The sequence below is a fragment of the Nocardia spumae genome, assembly GCF_020733635.1.
Taxonomy (GTDB): domain Bacteria; phylum Actinomycetota; class Actinomycetes; order Mycobacteriales; family Mycobacteriaceae; genus Nocardia; species Nocardia spumae.
Map to the genome: position 1 here is coordinate 5,917,239 of NZ_JAJFZL010000001.1, position 23,256 is coordinate 5,940,494.

The 23,256-nt window shown below is 68.2% G+C and carries 27 protein-coding genes; 9 read left to right on the forward strand and 18 right to left on the reverse strand.

All coding sequences use genetic code 11. The features are described 5' to 3' along the window. The first annotated feature begins 1 nt into the window (after position 1). Complete coding sequence (locus tag LKD76_RS26355; RefSeq protein WP_227984107.1) at positions 2 to 646, forward strand: cysteine hydrolase family protein; 645 nt, start codon at positions 2 to 4, stop codon at positions 644 to 646. 6 nt (positions 647 to 652) lie between these two features. Here the strand turns inward: LKD76_RS26355 and LKD76_RS26360 are convergent, their stop codons facing one another. After that, positions 653 to 1,246 (reverse strand): TetR/AcrR family transcriptional regulator, encoded by a 594-nt coding sequence (locus LKD76_RS26360; RefSeq protein ID WP_227984108.1) that lies wholly within the window; start codon positions 1,244 to 1,246, stop codon positions 653 to 655. A gap of 156 nt (positions 1,247 to 1,402) precedes the next feature. Here LKD76_RS26360 and LKD76_RS26365 point away from each other — a divergent pair, with 156 nt between their 5' ends. Continuing rightward, entirely contained in the window at positions 1,403 to 2,869 is a 1,467-nt protein-coding gene (locus LKD76_RS26365) for an MFS transporter (protein WP_227984109.1), read from the forward strand. A 3-nt stretch (positions 2,870 to 2,872) separates the two neighbouring features. Here the strand turns inward: LKD76_RS26365 and LKD76_RS26370 are convergent, their stop codons facing one another. Then, positions 2,873 to 3,193 carry a GroES family chaperonin gene (locus LKD76_RS26370; RefSeq protein ID WP_227984110.1) on the reverse strand — a complete coding sequence of 107 codons (321 nt, stop codon included), beginning with the start codon at positions 3,191 to 3,193 and terminating at the stop codon, positions 2,873 to 2,875. Positions 3,194 to 3,314: 121 nt separating this feature from the next. On the opposite strand from LKD76_RS26370, the gene LKD76_RS26375 reads away from it, so the two are divergent. From LKD76_RS26375 to LKD76_RS26385, 3 genes are all read left to right on the forward strand, one after another. After that, positions 3,315 to 4,634, forward strand: coding sequence for an FAD-binding oxidoreductase (locus LKD76_RS26375; RefSeq protein WP_227985408.1), 1,320 nt, complete (start codon positions 3,315 to 3,317; stop codon positions 4,632 to 4,634). A gap of 123 nt (positions 4,635 to 4,757) precedes the next feature. Beyond that, on the forward strand, positions 4,758 to 5,084 hold the full coding sequence (locus LKD76_RS26380) for a hypothetical protein (protein WP_227984111.1): 327 nt from the start codon (positions 4,758 to 4,760) through the stop codon (positions 5,082 to 5,084). Between the two features lie 95 nt (positions 5,085 to 5,179). Continuing rightward, the gene (locus LKD76_RS26385) at positions 5,180 to 5,470 is read left to right on the forward strand and encodes a GNAT family N-acetyltransferase (RefSeq protein WP_227984112.1); all 291 of its coding nucleotides are present in this window, start codon (positions 5,180 to 5,182) and stop codon (positions 5,468 to 5,470) included. Here the strand turns inward: LKD76_RS26385 and LKD76_RS26390 are convergent. From LKD76_RS26390 to LKD76_RS26410, 5 genes are all read right to left on the reverse strand, one after another. Beyond that, positions 5,467 to 5,775: a hypothetical protein gene (locus tag LKD76_RS26390; protein ID WP_227984113.1), complete on the reverse strand. Its 309-nt coding sequence runs from the start codon at positions 5,773 to 5,775 to the stop codon at positions 5,467 to 5,469. The genes LKD76_RS26385 and LKD76_RS26390 overlap by 4 nt on opposite strands. 296 nt (positions 5,776 to 6,071) lie before the next feature. Further along, positions 6,072 to 7,229 carry an acyl-CoA dehydrogenase gene (locus LKD76_RS26395; protein ID WP_227984114.1) on the reverse strand — a complete coding sequence of 386 codons (1,158 nt, stop codon included), beginning with the start codon at positions 7,227 to 7,229 and terminating at the stop codon, positions 6,072 to 6,074. 180 nt (positions 7,230 to 7,409) lie between these two features. Further along, positions 7,410 to 8,057, reverse strand: coding sequence for a TetR family transcriptional regulator (locus LKD76_RS26400; RefSeq protein ID WP_227984115.1), 648 nt, complete (start codon positions 8,055 to 8,057; stop codon positions 7,410 to 7,412). Between the two features lie 122 nt (positions 8,058 to 8,179). Further along, positions 8,180 to 8,683: a 5-(carboxyamino)imidazole ribonucleotide mutase gene (purE, locus tag LKD76_RS26405; RefSeq protein WP_227984116.1), complete on the reverse strand. Its 504-nt coding sequence runs from the start codon at positions 8,681 to 8,683 to the stop codon at positions 8,180 to 8,182. Next, the gene (locus LKD76_RS26410) at positions 8,676 to 9,845 is read right to left on the reverse strand and encodes a 5-(carboxyamino)imidazole ribonucleotide synthase (protein WP_227985409.1); all 1,170 of its coding nucleotides are present in this window, start codon (positions 9,843 to 9,845) and stop codon (positions 8,676 to 8,678) included. The genes purE and LKD76_RS26410 overlap by 8 nt, the downstream gene beginning before the upstream one ends. Before the next feature lie 184 nt (positions 9,846 to 10,029). Here LKD76_RS26410 and LKD76_RS26415 point away from each other — a divergent pair, with 184 nt between their 5' ends. Continuing rightward, the gene (locus tag LKD76_RS26415) at positions 10,030 to 10,575 is read left to right on the forward strand and encodes a GtrA family protein (protein WP_372465932.1); all 546 of its coding nucleotides are present in this window, start codon (positions 10,030 to 10,032) and stop codon (positions 10,573 to 10,575) included. Positions 10,576 to 10,668: 93 nt separating this feature from the next. Here the strand turns inward: LKD76_RS26415 and LKD76_RS26420 are convergent, their stop codons facing one another. Genes LKD76_RS26420 through LKD76_RS26430 form a run of 3 tightly spaced genes read right to left on the reverse strand, consistent with a single transcriptional unit; the run spans position 10,669 to position 13,258 of the window. Continuing rightward, a complete protein-coding gene (locus LKD76_RS26420; protein WP_227984117.1) occupies positions 10,669 to 11,979 on the reverse strand; it encodes a sensor histidine kinase in 1,311 nt (436 codons plus the stop codon). 6 nt (positions 11,980 to 11,985) lie between these two features. Further along, complete coding sequence (locus tag LKD76_RS26425) at positions 11,986 to 12,663, reverse strand: response regulator transcription factor (protein ID WP_030513615.1); 678 nt, start codon at positions 12,661 to 12,663, stop codon at positions 11,986 to 11,988. A 46-nt stretch (positions 12,664 to 12,709) separates the two neighbouring features. Next, entirely contained in the window at positions 12,710 to 13,258 is a 549-nt protein-coding gene (locus LKD76_RS26430) for a PH domain-containing protein (RefSeq protein WP_227984118.1), read from the reverse strand. Positions 13,259 to 13,496: 238 nt separating this feature from the next. Here LKD76_RS26430 and LKD76_RS26435 point away from each other — a divergent pair, with 238 nt between their 5' ends. Then, positions 13,497 to 14,447, forward strand: coding sequence for an acyl-ACP desaturase (locus LKD76_RS26435; protein ID WP_227984119.1), 951 nt, complete (start codon positions 13,497 to 13,499; stop codon positions 14,445 to 14,447). 42 nt (positions 14,448 to 14,489) lie between these two features. Here the strand turns inward: LKD76_RS26435 and LKD76_RS26440 are convergent, their stop codons facing one another. The 4 genes from LKD76_RS26440 to LKD76_RS26455 all read right to left on the reverse strand — a co-directional run bounded on the left by LKD76_RS26440 (position 14,490) and on the right by LKD76_RS26455 (position 16,528). Further along, entirely contained in the window at positions 14,490 to 15,287 is a 798-nt protein-coding gene (locus LKD76_RS26440) for a biotin--[acetyl-CoA-carboxylase] ligase (protein ID WP_227984120.1), read from the reverse strand. Between the two features lie 62 nt (positions 15,288 to 15,349). Continuing rightward, positions 15,350 to 15,607, reverse strand: a complete 258-nt coding sequence (locus tag LKD76_RS26445) for a hypothetical protein (RefSeq protein ID WP_227984121.1) — start codon at positions 15,605 to 15,607, stop codon at positions 15,350 to 15,352. Between the two features lie 133 nt (positions 15,608 to 15,740). Beyond that, positions 15,741 to 16,079 (reverse strand): hypothetical protein, encoded by a 339-nt coding sequence (locus tag LKD76_RS26450; RefSeq protein ID WP_227984122.1) that lies wholly within the window; start codon positions 16,077 to 16,079, stop codon positions 15,741 to 15,743. After that, the gene (locus LKD76_RS26455; RefSeq protein ID WP_227984123.1) at positions 16,079 to 16,528 is read right to left on the reverse strand and encodes a DUF1707 SHOCT-like domain-containing protein; all 450 of its coding nucleotides are present in this window, start codon (positions 16,526 to 16,528) and stop codon (positions 16,079 to 16,081) included. Before LKD76_RS26455 ends, LKD76_RS26450 begins: the two co-directional genes overlap by 1 nt. A 249-nt stretch (positions 16,529 to 16,777) precedes the next feature. Here LKD76_RS26455 and LKD76_RS26460 point away from each other — a divergent pair, with 249 nt between their 5' ends. Continuing rightward, positions 16,778 to 18,142, forward strand: a complete 1,365-nt coding sequence (locus LKD76_RS26460; RefSeq protein WP_227984124.1) for a serine/threonine-protein kinase — start codon at positions 16,778 to 16,780, stop codon at positions 18,140 to 18,142. Positions 18,143 to 18,300: 158 nt separating this feature from the next. On the opposite strand, the gene LKD76_RS26465 is transcribed toward LKD76_RS26460, so the two are convergent. Both LKD76_RS26465 and LKD76_RS26470 read right to left on the reverse strand, forming a co-directional pair. Further along, complete coding sequence (locus LKD76_RS26465; RefSeq protein WP_227984125.1) at positions 18,301 to 20,118, reverse strand: acetyl-CoA carboxylase biotin carboxylase subunit; 1,818 nt, start codon at positions 20,116 to 20,118, stop codon at positions 18,301 to 18,303. 119 nt (positions 20,119 to 20,237) lie between these two features. Next, a complete protein-coding gene (locus LKD76_RS26470) occupies positions 20,238 to 21,167 on the reverse strand; it encodes a sulfurtransferase (protein WP_227984126.1) in 930 nt (309 codons plus the stop codon). 158 nt (positions 21,168 to 21,325) lie between these two features. Here LKD76_RS26470 and LKD76_RS26475 point away from each other — a divergent pair, with 158 nt between their 5' ends. Continuing rightward, positions 21,326 to 22,120, forward strand: a complete 795-nt coding sequence (locus tag LKD76_RS26475; RefSeq protein ID WP_227984127.1) for a helix-turn-helix transcriptional regulator — start codon at positions 21,326 to 21,328, stop codon at positions 22,118 to 22,120. Here the strand turns inward: LKD76_RS26475 and LKD76_RS26480 are convergent. Both LKD76_RS26480 and LKD76_RS26485 read right to left on the reverse strand, forming a co-directional pair. Then, the gene (locus LKD76_RS26480; protein WP_227984128.1) at positions 22,028 to 22,753 is read right to left on the reverse strand and encodes a nucleoside triphosphate pyrophosphatase; all 726 of its coding nucleotides are present in this window, start codon (positions 22,751 to 22,753) and stop codon (positions 22,028 to 22,030) included. The two genes, LKD76_RS26475 and LKD76_RS26480, sit on opposite strands and share 93 nt — an antisense overlap. A gap of 1 nt (position 22,754) precedes the next feature. After that, complete coding sequence (locus LKD76_RS26485; protein ID WP_227984129.1) at positions 22,755 to 23,087, reverse strand: acyl-CoA carboxylase subunit epsilon; 333 nt, start codon at positions 23,085 to 23,087, stop codon at positions 22,755 to 22,757. Positions 23,088 to 23,256 lie beyond the last annotated feature (169 nt).

Genomic DNA, 23,256 nt, shown 5'->3' on the forward strand with positions numbered 1-23,256 from the left:
GATGCGATACGGATTCGGACTCGACATCCCGGTGACCGTGGCCGATGCCTGTGATCCGGCCCGCACCGCGGTCCTGATCTACGACATGCAGGCCGGTATCGTCGGCCAGCTGGCGGACGGACCGCGGGTCGTCGACGCCTGTGTGCGGCTACGGGATATCGCGCGGGCAGGCGGTTTCCGCGTGTTCTACACCCGGCACATGTCGCTGCCACCGGCCGTGTCGGGGGTATCGCAGCTGCGGACCGCGATGGCCTGGCAGCGCGTCGACGACCCGGCGGCGGTCCGTTCGGCGTTCCCGCAGGGATCACCGCAATACGAGTTGGTCCCGGAGTTGACGCCCGGACCGGACGAGGTGGTCTTCGACAAGATCACGATGTCGGCGTTCGCGGCGACTCCACTGGATATCGCTCTGCGCGATCTGGGTATCGATTCCGTGCTGATCGCGGGTATCGCCCTCGAGGTCGGCATCGAGCCGACGGTACGACACGCCATCGACCTCGGATACCTGCCGATCACGGTCACCGACGCCTGCGGGGCCGGACATCCGGAGGCGGCCGAAAGATCCTATGCCGCAATGGCTTTCTCCGGCGGATCACTCACCACCGATATCGACACGCTCGCCGCGGAGATCGCCGCGCGCGGGTAATGCGGATCAGCGATCGTCGCCCGGCGCGGGGGCGACGATGCGCCGCGCGGCATCGCGCAGCCAGCGCCGCAGTTCTTCGGGATCGTCCGGTGCGCCCACGACGAACCGGCGCGACTGCGGCAGCGCCTGCTGATAGTTGATCAACCCGGTCAGCATCGTCAGCAGATATCCGGCCGGCATATCGCGGCGCAGCACACCCCGCTCCTGGGCGGCATCGACCTTCTCGATCTTGTCCCGGTAGCGCCGGGCGCGCGCCGCACCGGCGGTGACCTGCTCGGGCGCGATCTCGAGCGCCTCCCACATCTGCAATCGCAGGAATTCCGGATGCTCGCGGTGATAGGCGATATGGGCGTCCACCCACGCATCGATATCGTCGATATCGGTCGACACCGCCGCGGCCACATCCAGCATCGCCTGCTCGAGCACCTGCTCGAACAGCTGCCGCTTATCGCCGAAGTAGGCGTAGATCAGCTGTTTGTTGGCCTTGGCGTTGCGGGCGATCCGGTCGACGCGGGCGCCGGCGATCCCGTAGGCCGCGAATTCCTCGGTCGCCGCCTCGAAGATGCGGGCCTTGGTGGCCTCGGGATCACGTGGGGGCATGGCATCGATGCTAACCAACTATCCGGTTGACACGGCGCCGCGGTCGCTGGAATAGTTCTAACCAACCGGTTAGTTACACATCCCGCGGATCGCGATCCGCTCCGGCGGCGCAGCGGCGCGCCGCTCCCGACTCCTACCAGTTTCCGGGAGACACACGTGTCAACTCTCGAAACCCGCACCGCACCGACAACTCTCACCGCGACCCCCCTCGAGCACACGCCCTATCCGGCACGCTGGCGCGTGCTACCGGTGGTATTGAGTGCGATGTTCATGGCGATGTTCGACTGGTTCGTGGTCAATGTCGCCGCGTCGTCGCTGCACACCGATCTGCACGCCGGGGAATCGGCGCTGGAACTGATCGTCGGGGGCTACGGATTCGCCTTCGCCTCGGCGCTGATCACCGGCGGCCGTCTCGGCGACATCCACGGCCATCGACGCCTGTTCGTCCTCGGCATGCTCGCCTTCGCGGGCGCTTCGCTGCTGTGCGGACTCGCGCCGAACGCCTGGTCGCTGGTCGCCTTCCGCATTCTGCAGGGCGCGACCGCGGCGCTGATGGTCCCGCAGCTCCTGGCCTTGATCAACACCATGTTCCCGCTCGCCGAACGGCCCCGGGCAATGGCCGGATTCGGGGCGACCATCGGGCTGGGCGCGGTCGCCGGACAGGTCCTCGGCGGCATCCTGCTCGATGTCGACCTCTTCGGCTGGGGCTGGCGCACGATCTTCTACATCAATGTCCCGATCGGGCTGGCCGCGGCATTCCTGGCGGCCCGCTGGTTGCCGCACCACGAACCCGACAGCCGGCGGCCACGTCTGGACCCCGTTGGCGCCCTGGGTATCTCGGCCGCGCTCGCCTTGTTCCTGGTGCCGCTGACACTGGGCCGGCCGGCGGGCTGGCCGCTGTGGACCTGGCTCTCGATGGCCGCCGCGATTCCGGTGCTGGCGCTGACGGTGGGTTACGAGAATCGGCTCGTCCGGCGCGGCGGCGAACCGGTCGTCGACATCGCGATGGTGCGCGCCCGCGGGTTCCGCCTGGGCCTGGTCATCGCCGGCGGCTACCTGACCTTCTTCGCCGGATTCATGCTGTGCCTGACGCTGATGCTGCAGGACGGGCTCGGATTGTCACCGCTGGCGGCCGGAATCACGTTCGCACCGCTGGGCCTCTGCTTCGCGAGCAGCTCGCTGTTCCTGGCGCCGCGGGTCGCGAACCGCCTCGGCAATCGTGTCATGGTCGCCGGGACCTGCACCGGCCTGGCCGGCCTGACGATCACCCTCGCGGTGCTCTACGGGTTCGGTTCGCAGGTGCCGCCATGGGCGCTCATCCCGGGCATGATGGTCGTCGGCACCGGCAACGGCCTGACCATCCCGTCGGTGATCTCGGCGGTGCTGTCGTCGGGCATCCCCGCACCCCGGGCCGGGATGGCCGCGGGTGTGCTGACCACCGCGCAGCAGTTCGGAAATGCCATCGGCGCAACGGTTCTCGGCGTGATCTTCTTCTCGGCGCTGGGTTCGGCGCACAGCACCGGTGACTATGTCACCGCGATGGAGATGGCCGGTATCGCCGGATTGGTCGTGCTGGCCGTGGTGCTGGGCGCCGCGCTGGCACTGCCCCGGCAGGACCGATGACGGTCAGAGATAGAGGCCGGTGCCGTGTTCGGGTCGTTCGTTGGCCACCGCGTGCAGATCGCGCTCACGCAACACCAGGTACGCCTGCCCCTGTACCTCGACCTCGAACTGGTCCTCGGCGCTGAACAGGACCCGGTCACCGACGGTCACGCTGCGCACATGCGATCCCACACCGCTGACCTCACCCCAGCTCAACCGCTTGGCGACCTGCGCGGTGGCGGGTATGAGAATGCCGCCGCTGCTGCGCCGTTCGCCTTCTTCGGCGGACACGCGAACCATGATCCGGTCGTGGAGCATCTGGATCTCGAGCTGGGCATCGGACACCGCGGCAGTGTACTGCGGACGGAACCCGCGCCCGGCAGCGGTATCGGCTGCCGGGCCGGGCTCGGGCACGTAGGTTCGGACTGTGGATATCGCAACGCTCGCCGCCCAGCTGCCCGAGGGCATGGTCGTCACCGATCCCGACATCCTCGCCGGGTACCGCCACGACCGCGCACTGGATCCACAGGCCGGCATCCCGGCCGCTCTGGTCCGGCCGCTGACCACCGCCCAGGTGGCCACCGTGGTCGGCTGGGCGCACGAGCATCGCGTCCCGCTCGTTCCGCGCGGCGCCGGAACCGGTCTGTCCGGCGGGGCGACGGCCCAGGACGGCGCACTACTGCTCGGCACCGAGCGGATGCGCGAGATCACCGTCGATCCCGTGACCCGCACCGCCATCACCCAACCGGGCCTACTGAACGCCGAGGTGAAGCGGGCCGCCGCCGAACACGGGCTCTGGTACCCGCCGGATCCGTCATCGTTCGAGATCTGTTCGATCGGCGGCAACGCGGCCACCAACGCCGGCGGACTGTGCTGTGTGAAGTACGGGGTCACCACCGACTACATCCTCGGAATGGAAGTGGTCCTCGCGGACGGGTCTGTCGTGCGTCTCGGCGGGCCGCGGCTGAAGGATTCCGCCGGTCTGTCGCTGACCAAACTGTTCGTCGGCAGCGAGGGCACCCTCGGCATCATCACCGAACTCACGCTGCGACTGCTGCCCGCCCAGCCCCAGCAGAGCACCGTTGTCGCAACGTTTTCCACGCTCACCGCCGCCACCGCGGCGATCGAGACCATCACGGCGTCCCTGCGCCCGTCGATGCTGGAGTTCATGGACGCGGTAGCGATCAACGCCGTCGAGGACGAGATGCGGATGGGCCTGGATCGCGCGGCCGCCGCCATGCTGGTGGCCCGCTCCGACGCCCCCGGCGAATTCCGCAGCCGGGAAGCCGAACTCATCGCCGAGGCGTGTGCGGGCGCCGGCGCCACCGAGGTATTCCGCACCGAGGATCCCGAGGAGGGCGAAGCGTTCTGCGCCGCACGCCGATTCGCGATTCCGGCGGTGGAGCGCAAGGGCCCGCTGCTGCTCGAGGACGTCGGCGTGCCGCTGCCCCGGCTCGGCGATCTGGTCACCGGGATCGCCGAGATCGCCGAGCGGCGCCGGGTGCTGATCTCGGTGATCGCCCACGCGGGCGACGGCAACACCCACCCGCTGATCGTGCACGACCCCGCCGATCCGGACGAGACCGCGCGGGCGCATCAGGCCTTCGGCGAGATCATGGACCTGGCAATCGCACTGGGCGGCACGATCACCGGCGAACACGGCGTCGGGCGGCTGAAGAAGGCCTGGTTGCCCGATCAGGTCGGCCCGGAGGTGATGGAGCTGACCCGCCGCATCAAGGACGCGCTCGACCCGCACGGCATTCTCAACCCGGGCGCGGTGCTGTGAACGCATCGGCGATGCGAGTTCCCCGAAAGAAATTCTCAAATCGGACAATCAACCATTAGGCTGCGGATTCTCCGGTCCGCTCGCTCGATGAGCGGACCCCTCCGGAAAGTCTTGTCGACGACGATGATCAGAACTTTCTCCGCGGCCCTGCTCAGCACCGCAACCACCGCCTCACTCCTGGTCCTGACCCTTCCCGCGGCCGAAGCGCAGGCGAAATCCCCCGCCTGCGACCGAGCCATCGATCTCGTCAATGCCGGAGTCGGGATGAGCGGCGGCACCTTCGACGCCGAAACGGCGCAGGCCCTGCACGACAGGTTGTCCGCTGTCGGCGACATCGCCGTCGGCGAGGAGAGGGCGGTGATCGTCGGATACGCCAACGCCCTGGTCGACGACAACGTCACCGATCTGCGTCCGTTCACCGATGAACTCAATCGAGTCTGCGGCGGCTGACAACACCCGCATACGCCGGCGGCGGGACGCGCACGGCTGTCGCGTTCCCGCCGCGGCGCGGAACAAATCGGGCGGATGCGTCCGTTCTATCGGGTATGACGACCAGGCTCGAGCACAATACGGCCGCCACCCGGTACGAGATCTACATCGATGACACCCTCGCCGGCTACGCGGACTACACCGAGACCGCCGAGGGCGGGAAGCGGATCCGGGATCTCAACCACACGCTCACTTTCCCGGAGTTCCGCGGTCGCGGGGTGGCGGGACAGCTGGTCGAGTACGCGCTCACCGATTGCCGCGCAGCCGGATTCGCCGTCGTGCCGACCTGCTGGTACGTCGAGCAATACATCGGCGACCACCGCGAGTACGCCGATCTGGTCGCCTAGGGCCTGCGGCGCCACACCAAGAATTGCCGGTCGCCGACCGTCCCCATCGCCTGGATCACCTTGGCGTTGTCGAAACCGGCAAGCTGTTGCAGGCGGATCAGGAACTCGTTGTCGGCGGCGGAATGCGGAACCACGCAACCGTTACCGCGCGCACCGATCAGCACGAAGAACACATCGTCGGCAAACGGGCCGTCCGCGGTGGTGATGATGCGCACCTCGGTCAGCTCCTGCCACGTAACCTCTTCGATTCGCCCGTTGTCCAGGGTACGGCGCACGAACCTGTCGGTGATCTCCACGCCTGCCATGCATCAATATTGCGCTGCGAAAGCCGTTGGGACAATTCCGAATTCGCCCGATTGCGACTGAGCGATCATTTGAGCTTGCAGATGAAAAACCTTCTCAGAGTTTTTCGTGGCACCACCGTTCTACCAGCGAAAATTGCCGGTAGTTCACTGAATTCACCGATTCGATACCGTAAGAGCCCTGACAGTCACCAGGGCGCCGATCGCGCCCCCGCGACCACCGGCCGAACCGAAAGCGGACGGCGGCCCGAGCACGAGACTCGGGCCGCCGTCCGGCGGGTACTACCGACGAGCCCCGATCACCGCAGCAGCTGCCGCGACATCACCAGACGCTGAATCTGGTTGGTGCCCTCGTAGATCTGGGTGATCTTGGCATCGCGCATCATCCGCTCCACCGGGAAGTCGGTGGTGTAGCCGGCGCCACCGAACAGCTGCACCGCGTTGGTGGTCACCTCCATGGCGACATCGGAGGCGAAGCACTTGGACGCCGCGGAGATGAAGCCCAGGTTCTTCTCACCACGCTCGGCGCGGGCGGCCGAGGTGTAGACCATCAAGCGCGCGGCCTCCACCTTCATCGCCATATCGGCGAGCATGAACTGAGTGTTCTGGAAATCGGCGATGGCCTTGCCGAACTGCTTGCGATCCTTCGTGTAGGCGATCGCGGCGTCCAGCGCACCCTGGGCCAGACCCACGGCCTGCGCGCCGATGGTGGGACGGGTGTGGTCGAGGGTCTGCAGCGCGGTCTTGAAACCGGTGCCCTCGGCGCCGATGATCCGGTCACCCGGGATGCGGCAGTTCTCGAAGTACAGCTCGGCGGTCGGCGAACCCTTGATACCCAGCTTGTGCTCGAGCGGGCCGACCACGAAGCCCTCGTCGTCCTTGTGGACCATGAACGCGGAGATGCCGTTGGCACCCTTGTCCGGATCGGTCACGGCCATCACGGTGTACCAGGTGGACTGGCCGCCGTTGGTGATCCAGCACTTGGAGCCGTTGATCACCCAGTCGTCGCCGTCGCGCTTGGCGCGGGTACGCATGGAGGCGGCATCCGAACCCGCCTCGCGCTCGGACAGGCAGTAGGAGGCCATCTTGCCGTCGACGAGGTCGGGCAGCACCTTCTGCTTGAGCTCCTCGGAGCCCTGCAGGATCAGCCCCATGGTGCCGAGCTTGTTCACCGCCGGGATCAGCGAGGACGAACCACAGACCCGCGCGACCTCCTCGATGACGATGCAGGTGGCGACCGAGTCGGCACCCTGGCCGCCGTAGGTCTCGGGCACGTGCACGGCGTTGAAGCCCGCGGCGTTCAGCGCGCTCAGGGCCTCCTGCGGGAACCGGGCGTTGCCGTCGACATCCTTCGCGTGCGGGGCGATCTCCTTCTCGGCCAGGCCGCGAATCGCCTCGCGCAGCTCGTTGTGGATGTCGTCCAGCTTGAAGAGATCGAAATCGGGGTTGCCCGCCATGGGTTCACTCCTGGTCGTGGGGTTTCGGGTTCGCCTGGTCCGCGCACTCCGGCACTGCCAGCACCTCGGCACTCAGTGCCATTTGCACCCTAGTATACGCCTCGAAAGCTCGGCGACGTGAGCGGATGTCCCTCATTTCGACTGGCACTCAGTGCCACTAGGGGTGCGGTGTGGCCGCGCTCACAGATTACCGAGACGGTCGGCCAGCAGCTCGGCGGCCTGCCGCGCGGGCATGTCCCGCGGGAACACCGCCACCACCATCTCCGCCGGCGTCCCGGCCGGACCACCGGGCGCGATCGCCCGCACCGCGGCACGCAGATCCGCCGCGGTCGCCTCCGACTCCCCGCGCACCATCCGGCGCAGCAGATAGTTGTGGGTGGCGGTGACGGCGGCGCTGAACTGGATCAACGCCAGATCGGCCACCTCCGGCAGCCGGGACCGCAGATAGTCGGTGAACAACCGCTCGTAGCGGAACACGGTCACGATCTCGCGGTCCCGCAGCGCCGGGGCCTGACGCACGACCCGGTAGCGGCGCGCGGCCAGCTCTCTGGTCTCGGTGAACCGCTCGAAGATCCCCACCACGGCCTCGCGCACGGCATCCCACGGATCGCCCTGTGCCGCGGCCAGATACGCCTGCGCCCGGGCGAGCTGCTCCTCGTGATCGGCGAACACCACATCCTCCTTCGACCGGAACTGCCGGAAGAAGGTCCGCCGCGAGATCCCCGCCGCCTCCGCGATCTCGTCCACCGTCGTCGCCTCGTACCCCTGCTCGGCGAACAACCGCAACGCGTGATCGACCGCGGTACCGCCTCCTCGGGACTTCTTCACGCCGTGCGGTGCGGGCGGAATCGCGCTTCGAGCAGGCGGCCGCGGGTCGGGGCGCCGTTCGGGCGCGCCCGATGAGTTACCCATGCGCTCGCGAGATCAGTGGGCCGGTCGGCATACCGCCATCATCCCAGCAGGCGGGTGCGCAGGGCTTCGTCCTTGTCCAGGACCAGCTTTTCCAGGTCGGCCTGGAACTGTTCCATGCGAGCGCGCAGTCGCGGGTCGGCGGCGGCGAGGATGCGGACCGCGAGCAGTCCCGCGTTGCGGGCGCCGCCGATGGAGACGGTGGCGACCGGGACACCCGCGGGCATCTGCACGATCGACAGCAGTGAGTCCATGCCGTCGAGGTACTTCAGCGGGACCGGGACGCCGATCACCGGGAGCGCGGTGGCGGAGGCGACCATTCCGGGCAGGTGGGCGGCGCCGCCGGCACCGGCGATGATGACCTTGACACCCCGGCCGGCGGCGTCGCGGGCGTAGTCGAGCATCCGCTGCGGGGTGCGATGCGCCGAGACCACACCCACCTCGAAGCGAATCCCGAACTCCGCCAGGGCCTCCGCCGCGGCCTCCATGGTGGGCCAGTCGGAATCGCTGCCCATGATCAGGCCGACCTGCGCTACATCACTCATGGGGGTCCCATCCGTCGGTCCACACCGCGTGCGACATCCAGTGCGCCGCCCGTTCGGCCTTCTCTCGTACCTCGGCCACATCGTCGCCGAGGATGTTCACGTGCCCGATCTTGCGTTTCGGGCGTTCACCCTTGCCGTAGAGATGCACCTTCGCCTCGGGAATCCGGGCGAACAGGTGATGCAGGCGCTCGTCCATCGACATTGCGGGCGCCTCGGCGGCACCGAGGATATTGGCCATCACCGTCACCGGCGCCAGCGCCGTGGTCGCACCGAGCGGATAGTCCAGCACCGCGCGCAGATGCTGTTCGAACTGACCGGTGACGGCGCCGTCCATCCCCCAGTGCCCGGAATTGTGCGGCCGCATCGCCAGCTCGTTGACCAGCAGCGCGCCGTCGCGGGTCTCGAAGAGCTCCACCGCCATCGCACCGGTGACGCCCAGTTCCGCGGCCAGCCGCAGCGCCAGCGATTCGGCCTCGGTCGCGGCCGCGTCCGACAACTCCGGCGCGGGCGCGATCACCACCGCGCACTGCCCTTCCCGCTGCACGGTCTCCACCACCGGCCAGGCCGCCGCCTGCCCGAACGGCGACCGCGCCACCATCGCCGAGAGCTCACGCTTCAGCTCGACACGCTGTTCGGCGAGCAGGGTCACACCGTGCGCCAACTGGTCGGTGACGACGCGTTCGGCCTCGGCGGCATCCTCGATCATCCAGACCCCGCGCCCGTCGTAGCCGCCGCGCACCGCCTTGAGTACGAACGGTCCGTGCTCGGCCGCGAAACCGGTGGCATCGGCCACGGACTCGACCGCGGTGAACGCCGGTACCGGCACACCCATCTCGGCGAGTTTGCGGCGCATCGCCAGTTTGTCCTGCGCGTAGATCAGCGCGGCCGGCGGCGGCTGCACGTTCACCCCCTCCGACACCAGTGCCCGCAGATGTTCGGTCGGCACGTGCTCGTGGTCGAAGGTCAGCGCGTGCGTCCCCACGGCCACCTTGCGCAGCGCCGCCAGATCGGTATGCGATCCGAGGACCACCTCGGGGCTGACCTGCGCCGCCGGTTCGTCGGGACGCTCGGCCAGCACTCGCAGGCACTGTCCCAGCGCCACCGCGGCCTGGTGCGTCATCCGCGCCAGCTGACCGCCGCCGATCATCGCCACGGTCGGCATGGCACCGCCGGCCAATCCACGCGACGCCGGCACCGGTTCACCCTCGGCAACCACGGACACCCCGCTCGAGGGGTCGATCGAAGGACCACTACGCTCGCTCACAGCCCACCATGTTGTCATGGCCGCCGGTACCACAACGAGTGCGGGTTGATTGCCCGGCGGAGGGCGGACGTAGACTCATCGGGTGTCATTTGTCGACGATGCGGTCAACATCCTGCCCAAAACACTCCGGGACCTGGCAATCCGTCATCACGAGCTGATCAAGTTCGCCATTGTCGGAGCGACCACTTTCGTCATCGACAGTGGCATCTTCTACATTCTCAAATTGACGGTTTTGTCGCCGAAACCGATCACCGCCAAGATCATTTCCGGAGTAATCGCGGTCATCGCGTCCTACATCCTGAATCGGGAATGGTCGTTCAAGGGCCGGGGCGGACGTGAGAGACACCACGAGGCGCTGCTGTTCTTCGTGGTCAGCGCCATCGGCGTGCTGCTGTCCAATCTGCCGCTCTGGATTTCGCGCTACGCGTTCCACCTGCACGTCCCCGATGTGAGCTTGATGGCGGAGAACATCGCCGACTTCGTCAGCGCCTTCATCATCGGCAACATCCTGCAGATGGTGTTCCGATTCTGGATGATGAAGCGCTGGGTGTTCCCCGACGAAATCGATGCCCTGGTCGAGGAATTCGAAGATTTGTACGAGGAGGAAAGGCCGCTCGGCAGCAGCTGATCGCGGCGTTTCGCACCGACTTTCCAACACGACAATTCCGGCGCCCGGCAAGGCATTTCCCACCCGCGCCGCGCCCGGATCGACCACTCGCGCTCAGCGCGGTTCGCCGACGACGCCGTTACCCGAACGCCCCGTGGTGGGCTTTCCGAGAAAGACCGCGAACAGTGCCGGGCGACGTCGCTGCAACTCCAGTCGGCCGCCGTCGGCCTCGATCAGGGCACGCGCCAGCGCCAACCCCACACCGGTGGATCCGGCACCGGAGAAGCCCCGGTCGAAGATGTGCGGGGCGAGCTCATCGCTGACGCCCTCACCCTCGTCGGCGACCTCCACGGCCACCAGCGGCTCCCGATCCGGGCCGCCGTAGACGGTGCGCACCGATACCGTGCAGTCGCCGCCACCGTGCACCAGCGCGTTGTCGACCAGCACCGCCACCGCCTCCCGCAGCCGTGATCCGGTGATGGGCGCGCGGAGCCCCGAATCACCGGCCAGGACGAGTCTGCGCCCGGCCTCGGCGAAGGGGTGCCGCCATTCCGCGACCACCCCGCGCAGTTCCGCGACCACCGGAACCGGCTCGTGATCGGCGGCATCCTGGTCCCGCGAATCCCGGACCAGCTCGTCGATCGCCTCGGTGAGGCGATCGACCTGCGCCATCGCCTCCTCCGACTCCTGCACCACCGCGGGGTCCGGATGCGCCGACAACTCGTCCAGCCGCAACCGCACCGCGGTCAGCCTGCTGCGCAGCTGATGTGAGACATCGGCGACGAGCGCGTGTTCACGTTGCAGGCGGCCCGCGATCTCCACGGTCGCCGAATCGAGCACATCGGAGACCCGGTCGAGTTCGGTGATGCCGTGCCGGCGCGGGTCGGGCCGGAAATCGCCCTTCGCGAGCCGCGCCGCACGCGCGGCCACATCCCGCAGCGGATCGGCGACCCGGCGCGCGGTCACCACCGCCACGGCCGCACCCGCGGCCAGTGAAGCCAGCGCCACCAGCGCCACCGCACCGACGGCCTGGCGCTGCATCGAATGCATGGGCGCGGCCGGAACCTCCAGCCGCAACGACCCCGATGTCCCCATCGACAGCGATTCCACCACCGGGTTCTCCACCTCGGGCGCACCCGCGTCCACCCGCAGCGCGGCATCCTCGGGGGTCGGATAGATGATGGTCAACCGGCCGCCGGACGGGATCAGCGGGCGTACCGAGCGCAGATCCAGCACGCCGTGGACCAGTCCGTCGTCACGTTCCTGGCCCACGATCTCCACCGACATGCGATCCAGGCGCGCCCGGAGATCGCTGCGGGTGATATCGGCCACCCATTGCCAGGCGGTGAACGCCAGCGGGATCCCCAGCACCACGGTGGTGAGGGTCAGGGCGGCCAGCATGGACAGCAGAATTCGGCGGCGCATCGGCGATCAATCGGTGTTGAAGCGGAATCCGACACCGCGCACGGTGACGATGCGCCGCTCGGCGACCGGCCCCTCGTCACCGATCTTGCGGCGCAACCACGACATGTGCATATCGAGAGTTTTGGATCCGCGCAGATCCGCATCGCCCCAGACCTCGCGCAGAATCGTCTCGCGCGGCACCACCTGCCCGGCCCGGTCGATGAGGACCTTGAGCAGTTCGTACTCCTTGTTGGCCAGATTGACCTCGTGCCCGTTGACCAGCACCCGGCGGGCGGCGGGCTCGAGCCGCACGCCGCCGATCTCCACCGCCTCGTCACCGATTCCGCTGCGCCGCAACAACGCTCGCACCCGGGCGAGCAGTTCGGCGAGCCGGAACGGTTTGCCGACATAGTCGTCGGCGCCGGCGTCGAGTCCGACCACGAAGTCGACCTCGTCGGTGCGGGCCGTCAACATCAGCACCGCCAGATCCGCGCCCCGGGCGCGCACCTGGCGGCACACCTCCAGGCCGTCCATTCCCGGCAGGCCCAGATCGAGAATGAGCAGATCGTGCTCACCCTCCAGAGCGCGGCGCAGTACGGCGGGCCCGAAACTCTCGACGGTTACCGAATAGCCTTCGCGCCCGAGCGCTCGCGAGAGCGGAGCGGCGATGGCCTCATCGTCCTCGGCCAGCAGTACGGCGGTCACAGCACAAGATTACTGGCGAACCGGGCCGACCGGGCCGACCGGGCACCTACTGGCGGTAACCGTTGCGGGGGTCCTGGTATTGGTCGTAGCGCGGCTCACCGTGTGGGTTGTCGAAAACCTGGTGGTACAGCAGCGAATGCACCTTCTGCACATTCGGAATGTCGTCGTATTCCAGTGGATCGCCGGACGCGGCATCGATGACGAGGGTCCCGGTACCCAGGAGCCGGTCCGACAGCCCGTGGCGGAACTGCACACTGGAGATGCGGTTCATCGGAATGTCGATACCGGTGTGGGTGAGCACACCCTCCCGGACCAGCACCCGCCGGTCGGTGATGATGAAATGCGTTGATTTCCAACGAATCACCGGTGACAGGCAGCGCCACAGCAACAGCAGCGCCCAGATCACGACCACCGCGATGAGCACCACGTTACGGGCGGTGCCCTCGGTGTTGCGCCAGGCCAGGCCGCTCGCGAATCCCGCCAGCGCCGTGGCGAGGATGAAGGTGAGCGCCGGCAAGAACAACATCTTCCAGTGCGGATGACGGTGCAGTAGCAGCTGCTCGTCCGGCGCGAGCAGCTCCTCCGGATAACCCATACGCGAACCCTACCCCCTGATGATGCGAGAATGCCTGACAGCGAACGCCGTTGTGCTGCACGATCAGCAGCTGCCTCGGTCGACGGTACCGGACTCGCGGTATCCGGCCGGACGGCGTCCGCGGCAGATATGCCCCGGCTCCGGTGATCTTCCCCGGATGTGCTCAGCCGGAATCGCGTTACCCCCGGAAATCCGGACCCCCATTGTGAATGTTCGATGTGCGACAGCGGAGGCGTGTGTGACCAAGGATCTGACCCAGCTGGAAATCCTCACCGAACTCGAGCCGGTGGCCGAGCAGAACCTCGAGCGTCATCTGGCGCTGGCCAAGGAGTGGCATCCGCACGACTACGTGCCGTGGGATCGGGGCCGCAACTTCGCGGCGATGGGAGGCGTGGACTGGGATCCGGAGCAGTCGTCACTGAGCGAGGTCGCCAAGGTCGCGATGATCACCAACCTGCTCACCGAGGACAATCTGCCGTCCTACCACCGTGAGATCGCCGAGAACTTCTCCCAGGACGGCGCGTGGGGCACCTGGGTGGGGCGCTGGACGGCCGAGGAGAACCGGCACGGCATCGTCATGCGCGACTACCTGGTGGTCACCCGCGGGGTCGACCCGGTGGCCCTCGAACAGGCCCGCATGATCCACATGACCAACGGTGTGCAGTCCCCGGACAATTGGGGCGGATTCCTGGAAAACGTTGCGTACGTGACCTTTCAAGAGCTGGCCACCCGGGTCAGCCACCGCAACACCGGCAAGGTGTGCGACGACCCGATCGCCGACCGCATGCTGCAGCGCATCGCCGCCGACGAGAACCTCCACATGGTCTTCTATCGGAGTTTGTGCGGAGCGGGTCTGGATCTGGCGCCGGATCAGGCGATGACGGCGATCACCAAGGTGCTCACCAACTTCGTCATGCCCGGCGCCGGAATGCCCAACTTCCGCCGCAACGGCGTGCTGATGGCCAAGCACGGCATCTACGACCTGCGCCAGCACCTGGAGGAGGTCGTCGCGCCGGTGCTGAAGAAGTGGAACATCTTCGAGCGCAACGACTTCGGTTCGCGCGGTGAACAGGCCCGCGACGAGCTGGGCGCCTTCGTCGCCAAGCTCGAACAGGATGTGGTGCGCTTCGAGGAACAGCGCGATCGGATGCTGGCCCGCGAGCGGGCCCGGGCCCTGACCACCGTGTAACCGCGGGAGTACCGAGCGCGTCACCTGCGCCCGGCCCGGCCGCTACGCCGGGCGCAGGTGGGTGACGTCTCCCGCCGAAACGGTCCGATCGCCGATGATCAACCGGCCGTAGCCGTCGACATCGGTGGCCACACCGGTGATGACGTCGCCACCGGGCAATTCGGCACGGACCTCGGCGCCCAGCGTGACGCACCGTGCGCGGTAGGCCGCGGCCAATTCGGTGACATCCCAGTTCTCCGTGCGCCACCGGGTGAAGTATCCGGCGAACGAACGCAGCAGTGACAGCACCAGTTCGGTGCGATCGACCTTCTCGGCGCCGGCCAGATCCAGCGAAATGGCATGGGGCACCGGCAACTCGTCCTCGGTCAGGCTCACATTGAGCCCGACTCCGACCACCACCGCCGGTGCGCCGGCACCGGAGGCCACCTCGGCCAGGATGCCGGCCACCTTGCGTCCACCGATGAGAACGTCGTTGGGCCACTTGAGATTCGCGTCCAGTCCGGCGGTCGCGCGGATCGCGTCCACGACGGCGACACCGGTCAGCAGCGGCAACCAGCCCAGCCGGGCCGGGTCGATGCCGCCGAGCCGGACCAGGATCGACATCGCGACCTGCGCGCGCGGCGGACTCACCCACGACCGCTCGTGGCGGCCGCGGCCGCGGTCCTGATATTCGGCGACCAGCACCCGATGATCGGATTCCGGATCGACCGCCTGCGCGATCAGGTCCGCATTGGTCGACCCCGTCGACTCCACCACATCGATACGGGAGAAGAACGACAGGTCGGGCTGCTCGGCGACGGTTCGTCGCAGGGTCTCGGCATCCAACGGTGGCCTCTGCACGCAGAGCACGCTACTCCTGCCCGATCATCGCGCCCGATTCGCCGCTCCGTCGCCGCGCGTGATCATCCGGCCAGGCCGTACTCCCGGAGTCGGACGATCGAGCCGGAGTCCGCGTACTCACCGACCCGATCGCCCATCGATACCTCCGCACCGGCCGGCCCGGTATCGGCCGATTCCGCCCCGCCGGTCCGCTCGATGCCCGGTGGCGCCGATTCGGTCCACACCTCCGGATCCACGATCGTCGGGACCGGCTCACCGACCGGCCGCGTCCAGGCCGTGGCGGCGGCCCGCTGGGCCACCGTTCTACTCCATTCCCACATCGCGCACCTCCTCCCCAGTGCCGGGATCGGAGTCTCCACGGTAGCGAGCGAAGCCGTGCCGAAGCCACCGAATTAACGCGGCGGCCGGCTCGCGCGAGCCGGAAAGTGCTGCCGCACAGCGTGTTCGAGTGGACTAGAGCGGTTGCAGCCCGAGCGCACCGGCCACGAAACGGCTCACCGCGGTCAGGCCGGAGTCCAGTGCGGCCTCGTAGCCCTCCCGGGACCATCCCGAAAGCTCGGCGGTGCCATCGGCTTTCGGCGTGACCACGATCTCGGCCACCATTTCGGCGGTGGTCGGTTCGCAGACCGCCCACGAATACCCCGTCTGCTCGGCCCATTCCCGCGAGCGGCGCTCGACGTAGCCGGGATCGGTGATACCGCCCGCGGCCAAGGCCGGGCGATCGTCGATGCGGTCATCCGCCCGCATCGCGCGCAGGTACCAGCTCCCGGCGTTGATCTCGATCGGTTCCATCAGTACCTCCGCCGCCGATGCCGGCGTTCGAGTATCCGGTCCCCGAACGCGTCGCCGCCGAGGATCCGGTGCTCGCGGTCGCGCCGGCGAGCTCCGCCGGTGATGATGCCCGCCGCGGGAATCATCAGGAACCACACCCAGGTGTGGGTGGTGAAGAACAGCACCAGCGCGATGATGACCACCAGGCCCATGATCGCCCCGGTCAGTTCGGGGCGACCGCCGCGCTGCTCGGCCGACGGCTCGGGCGGTTCCGGCGCCTGGGGCACCGCCACCGGCAGATCGGCGAAGACCGGAGCCAGATCCCCCCGGGTCACCGCCGCGGCGATGGCGCCGCTGCGTTCGTCGAACTCCGCGACCGACAATCGCCCGGCCGCGAAATGCTCCGACAATCGCTGCATCGCCTGCTCACGCTCCGCGGTACCGATGCGGACGTCGGGAGAATCAGCCATAGCACGAGATTACCGCGCACCACCCCGGCCGGCCGGTCCTGGCGACCCGAGCTCCGCACCGCCAGGACCGGGAGCGGCCCGGGTACCGCACTGCCCGAATCCGCACTATGGTCGGGATATGCTCCGCCAGCGCGGCATCGGCATCGCCGTCGCCCTACTCGATATCGCGCCGGTACTCCCCACCGCTCGCACCGGCTGCTCCGCGTGGCCGTCGCGACCGGCAGCGTCCGGTCACCTCGGGTGGATCCGATGAGCTCACGGCGATTCGGCCGGTACCGCCTGGACCGCCGGCTCGGCCGGGGTTCGGCCGGGGAGGTGTGGCTGGCCTACGATCCGGCCGAGGCGCGGACCGTCGCGTTGAAGATCCTGTCGGGCAGCGCGGCCGAGGATGCCGACTATCGGCGCCGCTTCGAACGCGAGGCTCGCATCGGCGCCCGGCTGGACAATCCGCATATCGCCCCGATCCACCGCTTCGGTGAATTCGACGGCCGGCTCTATCTGGATATGGCCTATATCCCAGGCGTCGATCTGGCGAAGCTGGTCCGGTCCGGTGTGATGGGAGCGACCGAGGCGGTCGAGCTGATCTCCCAGATCGCCGAGGCGCTCGACGCCGCTCACGCCGCCGGGCTGATCCATCGGGATGTGAAGCCCGCGAACATCATCGTGCACACCACGGGATTCGCCTACCTCATCGATTTCGGCATCGCGCGGGCGGCCGGCCAAACCACCATCACCGCAACGGGTTTCACGGTGGGCACCCTCGCCTATATGGCGCCCGAACGTTTCACCGGCCACGGCGACGCACGCTCGGACGTCTACTCCCTGGCCTGCGTCCTCTACGAATGTCTCACCGCGCAGCGGCCTTTCGGCGATACCGACGCGGTCCAGCAGTTGCACGCCCACCTGCATCAGGCGCCGCCACGACCCTCGGCCGCGGACAGCCGCATTCCCGAGGCACTGGACGCGGTCATCGCCCGCGGAATGGCCAAGCAGGCCGGCGACCGCTACCGCACCGCGGGTGAGCTGGCCGCCGCCGCCCGGGCAGCGGTGTCGATGCCGGCCGCACCCGTGCGCACTCCCCCGCTGCTGCCGTCGGAACCGGCGGACGCCGATTCCACCGCGGCCTTCCCCGGCCCGCCACCGGCGCCGCCGCGCGACGCCGGGCGAGCCACCCGGGAACTGCCCGCCACGCGGCTGCCCGCCGCCACCGGATACCCGATCGTCGCCGGACCGCAGCCACCGATCCCGGCGCCGCCCGGTAATCCTCGACCCACCCTCATCGCGCCCACAGCGCCCAGCCGGAGAGTGCCGGTGGCGCCACCGCCGGCACCCCGCCGCCGACCGCTGGGCCTGGGCCTGGCGGCCCTGATCGGCGTGGCGCTCATCGTCTTCGCGGTCGTCGCCGGCTGTACCGTGTTACTGAGCAACGGCACGTATTACGCGCCGACCGCGCCGAACACCACCGCGCGCCCCTCGGCGACGCCGGCTCCGGACACCACCGCACCGGACACACCGGCACCGCAGTACACCACCGCGGTCATCCCGCCGGCCTGGACCATCCCGTGGCCGACGAATATCCCGCCGCCGTTCCAGTTCCCGCAGTCTCCGCGCTGAGACCCTCTTCGCCACAACACATTCCGTCGGTGCAACGCGTTCACCGGCCGATCCAGCACACGCGCGCGGGCCGTCGCACGCATCGGTGTCCGCTCATCCCGGGACACACGAGGGCCCCGCGCCGTTTCCGACGCGGGGCCCTCGAAACCCGTTGGGGCTTACTTGATCTCGGCGAGCACGGTGCCCTGGGTGATGGCGGCGCCGGCCTCGACCGCGAGACCGGTCACGACACCGGCCTTGTGCGCGTTGACCGGGTTCTCCATCTTCATGGCCTCGAGCACCGCGATCAGGTCGCCGGCCTCGACGGACTGGCCCTCCTCGACGGCGACCTTGACCACGGTGCCCTGCATGGGCGCGGTCACGGCATCGCCGGAAGCGCCCGCACCGCCGGCACCGCCACGCTTGCGCGGCTTCGGCTTCTTGCGGATCACACCCGCACCGTTGCCGGCCGCACCGGCGGCACCCGCACCGACGGTGAACTGCCCCGGCAGCGATACCTCGAGACGGCGGCCGCCGACCTCGACGACCACGGTCTGGCGCGGCGCCTCGTCCTCATCCTCGATCGGCTGAGCACCGGTGTAGGGCTCGATGGTGTTGTCCCACTCGTTCTCGATCCACTTGGTGTAGACGTCGAAAGTTTCGGAGCCGTCTGCTGTGACACGACCGACGAACGCGGGGTTGGTGACGATGTGGCGATCGAACGGCAGCACCGTCGCCAGGCCCTCGATCTCGTACTCGGCCAGCGCGCGCGCCGCGCGCTCCAGTGCCTGGGTGCGGTTCTCACCGGTGACGATCAGCTTGGCCAGCATCGAGTCGAACTGACCGCCGATCACGCTGCCCGCGACCACACCGGAGTCCACGCGCACACCGGGGCCGGACGGCTCCTTGTAGACGGTGACCGGGCCCGGCGCGGGCAGGAACCCACGGCCGGCGTCCTCGCCGTTGATACGGAATTCGATCGAGTGACCGCGCGGGGTCGGGTCCTCGGTGATGGTCAGTTCCTCGCCGTTGGCGATGCGGAACTGCCAGCGCACCAGGTCCAGACCCGAGGTCTCCTCGGTGACGGGGTGCTCGACCTGCAGGCGGGTGTTGACCTCGAGGAAGGACACGGTCTCGCCCTGCACCAGGTACTCCACGGTGCCGGCGCCGTAGTAACCGGCCTCCTTGCAGATCCGCTTGGCGGATTCGTGGATCTTGCCCCGGACCTCGTCGGACAGGAACGGCGCGGGCGCCTCCTCGACGAGCTTCTGGAAGCGGCGCTGCAGCGAGCAGTCGCGGGTACCGGCGACGATCACGTTGCCGTGCTGGTCGGCGAGCACCTGCGCCTCGACGTGGCGGGCCTTGTCCAGATACTGCTCGACGAAGCATTCGCCACGGCCGAACGCGGCGGTCGCCTCCCGGGTGGCCGACTCGAACAGCTCGGGAATCTCCTCGATGGTGTGGGCGACCTTCATGCCGCGGCCACCACCACCGAAGGCGGCCTTGATGGCCACCGGCACGCCGTACTGCTTCGCGAACTCGACGACCTCGTTGGCGTCCTTGACCGGATCCTTCGTCCCCGCGGCCATCGGCGCCTGCGCGCGCTCGGCGATGTGGCGGGCAGTGACCTTGTCACCCAGATCCCGGATCGACTGCGGCGAGGGGCCGATCCAGATCAGGCCCGCGTCCAGCACGGCCTGAGCGAAGTCGGCGTTCTCGGAGAGGAATCCGTAACCGGGGTGGATCGCGTCGGCGCCGGACTTGCGCGCCGCGTCGAGAATCTTGTCGAACACCAGGTACGACTCCGCCGACGTCTGACCGCCGAGGGCGAACGCCTCGTCCGCCAACTTGACGAACGGCGCTTCCGCGTCAGGTTCCGCGTACACGGCAACACTGGCGATACCGGCATCCTTCGCGGCCCGGATCACACGCACCGCGATCTCGCCCCGATTCGCGATCAGGACCTTTGTGATCTGCGCGCTGGCATGGCTGGCCACTGAGCCTCCTGTGCTTTCGACAAACTAACGTCTCGGTGAGTGTAGGCAGTGTGCCAACAGGCGCCGAACGTGGACCGGGCTACTGGACGGTAGGTCCGACCGGTGAGGTGAACAACACCCTAGACGGACTGTGTCGCCGCCGACACGTCGGCCGGTGCCGAACCCGGTTCACGACCCTTGACGATAGGGCTGCGCACCGCATTGCTCCACTCGGTCCAGGACCCGTCGTAATTGCGCACGTTCGCGACCCCCAGCAGCGAGGTCAGCACGAACCAGGTATGCGCGGAATGCTCACCGATGCGGCAGTAGACGAGGGTGTCCTCGACGTTCAGCAGCGGCGCGTAGATCTGCTCCAGCTCGGCGCGGGAGCGGAAGCGGCCGTCACCGTGCACCGCCGCGGTCCACGGGATGTTGACGGCGGTCGGAATGTGCCCGGCGCGCAGCGACTGTTCCTCCGGGCGGTCGAGGATGCGCTCGCGCTCACCGGTGTATTCCACGGCCTCGCGCACATCGAGCAGTCCGGTCGCCGGCTCGGCACGACCCAGATGCGCCCGGATGTCCTCGAGGAAAGCCCGCGCGTCCCGGTCGTCGCGCTCGACGACCGGATAGTCGCCCAGTCCCATATCGGGGACCTCGAAAGTCGTATCGCGCGCCTCGGAGATCCAGGCGTCGCGGCCGCCGTCGAGCAGGCGCACATCGGGATGGCCGAACAAGCCGAACACCCACGCCGTCGCGGCGGCGGTTCCGTTGGCCTTGTCGCCGTACACCACGACGGTGTCGTCGCGGGCGATCCCCTTGGCGCGCATCAGTTCCGCGAATCGGGCCCCGTCGATCACATCCCTGGTCAGCGGATCGGTAAGCTCGGCCCGCCAGTCGATCTTGACCGCACCCGGAACATGTCCGATGTCGTAGAGCAGGATGTCCTCGTTGGACTCCACGATCACGAGGCCGGGCGTTCCGATGTTTGCCGACAGCCACTCCGTGGTTACTAATCGTTGTGGATATGCATGGGAGCCGAAGGATGGATGAGGGTCCGGGGCGACGGGCACGGTGGAAGATCCTTCATGCGTGGTAGACGATGGTCGGCTGTGCGGTACCGATCGTAGGCGCGAAGAATGTGCACTGGCGGTTTCACATCACGAATCGGATCAAGAGCGATTAAGTCGCAGCTTCGTCCGATAAAGTCACCCGGGAGGAGGGGTGAGCTATGTCCGATTCTTGGCCACGACGGCGCCTGCTAGCGATCCTACGCGGCGCCAGCGAGCCTCTCGATGCCCAGGAACTGGCTCGGGTCACCGGACAGCACGTCACCACCGTTCGTTTCCATCTGGATGTTCTCACACGCGAATCGCTGGTGCGGCAGTTTCAGCAACCGCCCCGGGGCCGCGGCCGCCCGCGCATCGGATACTCCGCGGTGCAGCGATCGGTCGGTTATCAGGACCTGGCCCAGGTACTGGCCGATCAGCTCGGCAGCGATCCGCGTCGCCGCTCCGACCTGGCGGTGGCCGCCGGCCGAGTGTGGGGCGCCAAGGTCGAACAGTGCGAACAGCCCATCGCCTCACTCGACGATGCGCGTGACGTCGCGATCACGGTGAGTTCGGAACTCGGCTTCGCCCCCGAGCGCGATACCGCGTCGGAGACCGAGCAGCAAGCGAACATCCGGCTCACGGCCTGCCCGCTACGGGAACTGGCCCGCACCCACTCCGAGGTGGTGTGCGGTGTCCATCAGGGCCTGATGCGCGAGGTACTCGATCGCAACGGCGGCCGCGATGTGGTGAATGTGCGGCTGCACCCGTTCGTCGGCCCGGATCTGTGCGTGATCCGGCTGGAGGCGCTCGCGAACTCGTTCGTACCGGATCCGGCGCGGATTCCCGATCCGGCGGACCCCGGCCTGCAGATCCGGACGCCCTCAGCCAATCGCGTCGGCCCGCAACTGCGCACCGACCCACAACTGCGCAATTCCGACACCGATATCGCCCAGCAGGCGACGCAACAGCGGTAGTCCGATACCGATCACGCTGGACGGGTCGCCGTCGATCCGATCGACGAACCAGCCGCCCATTCCGTCGAGGGTGAAGGCACCGGCGACCCGCAGCGGCTCACCGGTGGCGATATAGGCATCCAGTTCGACCGGGTCCGGTTCGGCGAAATGCACGGTGGTGGTGCTGCAATCGCGGGCCTGCGCGACGATCGCGCCGTCGCGCAGGCGCACGACACAGTGGCCGGTCAGCAGGTCGGCGCTGCGCCCGGCCATCCCCGCCCAGCGAGCCCGGGCGACATCGGGGGTATGCGGTTTGCCCTGCAGGACACCGTCGACCAGCAGCATGGAATCACAACCGACGACGACACAGTCGTCGATGAGCCGGGGTGCGCGCGCGGTAACGATGCCGTGCGCATCGGGTGCGGCGGGATCGAGTTCGGCGGCCGCGGCATCGGCGATCAGCCCGGCGGCCACGACCCTGGCCTTCGCCTCGGCGAGGGCAGTCACCACCCCGGCGGGCGAGGTGTCCGGCGGCAGTGCCCCGGCGACCGCGTCCTCGTCGACATCGGAGATCCGCACCACCGGATCCAGGCCCGCCGAACGCAACACCTGTAGACGCGCCGGCGAGGCGGAACCGAGAACGAATCCCGTCACGTCAGCCGCGGATGTGCGACACGTAGGGGTACGAGTACGGGGAGAACGGCGAGGTACCGCGGTGCATCATGGTGGGCCGGCCCCAGTTGTCCACCGGGCCCTGCTCCCGCGGCGCGACACCGGAATTCGCGGCAGCGGCGAATACGGTGATCAGCGCGGCGAGTTCCGCGTCGGTGGGCGAACCCTTCAGGATCTGGATCACCGGACCCCGACTCGGCTCCGCCTCGGCGGTACCGGATTCGGACGCGGGCCTCGCCTCGTCGTCACCGAAACCGTCGACCGCCAAATCCAATTCAGCGGCGCGCAATATCTCTTCGTCAGCCACAGCCGTCACAGCGCCAACTCCTCCTGTCCATGCGCCGGGCCTCGGGGCCCGGCGTTCGCGGCGCGGGGTGAACCATGCGCCGCGAACGGTACTCATTGCGGCTCTCATCGAATGAGGGCCTGTTACTACCATCTTCACCCGGATGAGGCAATCGTGCGCGGTACGGATGCACTATCCA